This window comes from Thiohalocapsa sp., from assembly GCF_019695415.1.
Classification (GTDB): Bacteria; Pseudomonadota; Gammaproteobacteria; order Chromatiales; family Chromatiaceae; genus Thiohalocapsa.
In genome coordinates this window covers 1-4080 of record NZ_JAIFKJ010000405.1, presented here as the reverse complement: position 1 = coordinate 4080, position 4080 = coordinate 1, and the positions used below count along the sequence as shown (strand labels likewise).

Annotated in this window: 2 protein-coding genes; both read left to right on the top strand. The window is 65.8% G+C overall.

Going from position 1 to position 4080, the window contains the following annotated elements; all coding sequences use genetic code 11:
* Positions 1-2490: glutamate synthase-related protein (locus tag I6U14_RS11540; RefSeq protein ID WP_296899471.1), on the top strand; the 2490-nt coding region annotated here is incomplete at its 5' end.
* 15 nt (positions 2491-2505) lie between these two features.
* Positions 2506-3972 (top strand): glutamate synthase subunit beta, encoded by a 1467-nt coding sequence (locus tag I6U14_RS11535; RefSeq protein ID WP_296899470.1) that lies wholly within the window; start codon positions 2506-2508, stop codon positions 3970-3972.
* The last annotated feature ends 108 nt before the right edge of the window (positions 3973-4080 follow it).

The window sequence follows — 4080 nt, the reverse complement described above, 5'->3', positions numbered from 1 at the left end:
GGCAAGGGCCTGAAGAAGGTCATGTCCAAGATGGGCATCAGCACCTTCCAGAGCTATTGCGGCGCGCAGATCTTCGACGCAGTCGGTTTGAACCGAGAGTTCGTCGCCAAGTACTTCACCGGCACCGCGAGCATGGTGGAGGGCATCGGCCTCGCCGAGGTGGCGGAGGAAGCCGTGCGCTGGCACAAGCGCGGCTATGGCAATGAGCAGATCCTGCGCAAGCACTTGGATGTCGGCGGCGACTATGCCTATCGCCTGCGCGGCGAGGACCACGTCTGGTCGCCGGAGACCATCGCGAAGCTCCAGCACGCCACCCGCGCTAACGACGCCAAGACCTACGCCGAGTACTCCAAGCTCATCAATGAGCAGAACGAGAAGCTGCTCACATTCCGCGGCCTGATGGAGCTGAAATGGGCGGATGAACCCGTGCCGCTGGAGGAAGTCGAGCCCGCCGCGGACATCGTCAAGCGCTTCGCCACAGGCGCCATGTCCTTCGGCTCCATCAGCTACGAAGCACACTCGACCCTGGCCAAGGCCATGAACCAGATCGGCGGCAAGTCCAACACCGGCGAGGGGGGCGAGGAGCCGGAGCGCTTCCTGCCGCTGCCGGACGGCTCCCGCAATCCGGAACGATCCGCCATCAAGCAGGTGGCCTCCGGACGCTTCGGCGTGACCGTGGAATACCTGGTCAACGCCGATGACATCCAGATCAAGATCGCGCAAGGCGCCAAGCCCGGCGAGGGTGGCCAGCTGCCGGGTCATAAGGTCAATGCGCAGATTGCGCGCGTCAGGCATTCCACACCCGGCGTCGGCCTGATCTCACCGCCGCCGCACCACGACATCTATTCGATTGAAGACCTCGCGCAGCTGATCCACGACCTGAAGAACGCCAACCCCAAGGCGCGGATCTCCGTCAAGCTGGTGTCCGAGGTGGGCGTCGGGACGGTGGCAGCGGGCGTCTCCAAGGCCCACGCGGACCACGTGACCATCGCCGGCTACGATGGCGGCACTGGTGCCAGCCCGCTCACGTCCATCAAGCACGCCGGCTCGCCGTGGGAGATCGGCCTCGCCGAGACCCACCAGACGTTGGTACTGAACCGCCTGCGCGGTCGCATCGCGGTGCAGGTGGACGGCGGCATGCGCACCGGCCGCGACGTGGTTATTGGCGCGCTGCTCGGCGCAGACGAGTTCGGCTTCGCAACGGCGCCGCTCATCGTCGAAGGCTGCATCATGATGCGCAAGTGCCACTTGAACACCTGCCCGGTGGGCGTGGCCACCCAGGACCCGGAGCTGAGGAAGAAATTCACCGGCCAGCCCGAGCACGTGGTCAACTTCTTCTTCTTCATCGCCGAAGAAGTCCGCCAGATCCTCGCGAAGCTCGGCTTCCGCAGCCTCAATGAGGCCGTGGGCCAGATGGATCGGCTGGAGATGCGCCGCGCCATCGAGCACTGGAAGGCCAAGGGGCTCGACTTCTCGCGCATCCTCACCAAGCCCGAGGTGCCGGACACCGTGGCGCTGTACAACAGCGAGACCCAAGACCACGGCCTCGACAAGGCGCTGGACCACAAGCTCATCGCCCAAGCCGAGCCGGCGTTGGAGCGCGGCGAGCCCGTGCGCATCGAGACGGAGGTCAAGAACTTCAACCGCACCGTCGGCACCATGCTCTCGGGTCGGGTGGCCGAGCGCTATGGCCACAAGGGTCTACCGGATGACACCATCTACATCAAGGCCCGCGGCATCGGCGGCCAGTCCTTTGGCGCCTGGCTGGCGCACGGCGTCACCATCGAGCTGGAAGGCGAGGCGAACGATTACGTCGGTAAGGGCCTGTCGGGCGGGCGGCTGATCATCTACCCGCCGTCAGACTCCGGCATCGACAAGGCCGAGGACAACATCATCGTCGGCAACACCGTGCTCTACGGCGCCGTCAGCGGCGAAGTCTACTTCCGCGGCGTCGCCGGCGAGCGGTTCTGCGTGCGCAACTCCGGTGCCACCGCGGTGGTCGAAGGCGTCGGCGACCACGGCTGCGAGTACATGACCGGTGGCGTGATGGTCTGCCTAGGCCCCACCGGCCGCAACTTCGCCGCCGGTATGTCGGGGGGCATCGCCTATGTGCTGGATGCAGACGGCAGCTTCGCCGATCACTGCAACCAAGCCATGGTGGAGCTCGAGCCTATTACTGCCGAAGATGAGGCCCTTGAGCACCTGGACCACCAGGGCGGCGATCTGGAGTCCCACGGCTTCGTGGACGTGAGCCACGACATGACCCGCTTCGACGAGGTCCGACTGAAGCAGCTGATCCTCAAGCACAAGCACTACACGAACTCGGACGTGGCCCGGGCCATCCTCGACGACTGGGAATCCATCCGGCCCAAGTTTGTCAAGGTCATGCCCGTGGACTACCGCCGCGCGCTGGAGAGCATGCAAGCTCAGCAGAGCCGTCCGCCGGGCGCTACCACGCCGAACCGATCTAAGCCGACCCTTCGATCCTGACGGAGGACGCTAGCCATGGGCAAGCCAACCGGATTCATGGAATACGACCGCGCCGAGATGGCCTACGAGCCGGCGGCGGACCGGGTCGTGCACTACAACGAGTTCGTGCTGCCGCCGTCCGACGAGGAGATGGCCATTCAGGGCGCACGCTGTATGGACTGCGGCATCCCTTACTGCCACCAGGGCTGTCCGGTGAACAACATCATTCCGGACTGGAACGACCTGGTGTACCAACAGGACTGGGAGTCGGCCATCGAGGTGCTGCATAGCACCAACAACTTCCCGGAGTTCACCGGGCGCATCTGCCCGGCGCCCTGCGAGGCCGCCTGCACGCTCAACATCGACGACAAGCCCGTGGCCATCAAGGCCATCGAGCGCGCCATCGCCGACAAAGCCTGGGAAGAGGGCTGGGTGCGCCCGCAGGTGCCCGAACACCGCACCGGCAAGCACATCGCCGTGGTGGGCTCCGGCCCCGCCGGGCTCGCCTGCGCCCAGCAGCTCGCCCGCGCGGGACACGCCGTGTCGCTGTACGAGAAGGAAGACCGCATCGGCGGCCTGCTGCGCTACGGCATCCCGGACTTCAAGCTTGCGAAGAAAATGATCGACCGGCGCATGGCGCAGATGCGCACCGAGGGCGTGGAGTTTCACACCCACTGCCACATCGGCGTCGACATCCCCATGGACAAGCTGATGGCCGAGCATGACGCCGTGGTGCTCGCCGGTGGCAGCGAAAAGCCCCGCGACCTCGACGTGCCCGGGCGCAGCTACGCCGGCATCCACTTCGCCATGGACTTCCTGCGCGCCAACTCCAAGCGTGTCCAGGGCGTGCAGGTGCCGGACGAAGACTTCATCAGCGCCCACGACAAGCACGTCATCGTCATCGGCGGCGGCGACACTGGCTCCGACTGCATCGGCACCAGCAACCGCCATGGCGCCAAGTCCATCACCCAGATCGAGATCCTGGACAAGCCGCCGGAGAAGGAAGACAAGGGCCTCACCTGGCCGGACTGGCCGCACAAGCTGCGCACATCGACCAGTCAGGAGGAAGGCTGCGACCGGCACTGGAACGTCCTCACCAAGTCCTTCGAGCACGACGGCGACGGCAACGTCAGCGCCCTCAACTACGTCCTGGTGCGCTGGGACAAAGACGAGAACGGCCGCTGGCAGATGTCCGAAGTCCCCGGCAGCGAAGGCCAGTTCAAGGCCGACCTGGTGCTGCTGGCCATGGGCTTCGTCCACCCGGTCCACGAGGGCATGCTCGCCGAGCTCAAGGAGGCGAAAGGCCTGGAGCTCGACGCCCGCGGCAACGTCAAAGGCAGCACGGAAGGCCCGAAGGCCTACTACACCAACGTCGACGGCGTCTTCGCCGCCGGCGACATGCGCCGCGGCCAGTCCCTGGTGGTCTGGGCCATCCGCGAAGGCCGCCAGTGCGCGCGGGCGGTGGATGAGTGGTTAATGGGGACGACGGATTTGCCGCGGTGAGGGCGGCTCACGGCAGGGACGCCGGGAACTTGCGAAGAAGCGGCCTGCGGGCCGCTTATTTGTTGGCGATCGTGGGGCGAAGTCTCGACCCGCCCAAGCCAGTCCTCT

Excerpts from the sequence above, each read along its gene's own strand:
- I6U14_RS11535 (WP_296899470.1), top strand. The coding sequence starts at position 2,506 with ATGGGCAAGCCAACCGGATTCATGGAATACGACCGCGCCGAGATGGCC.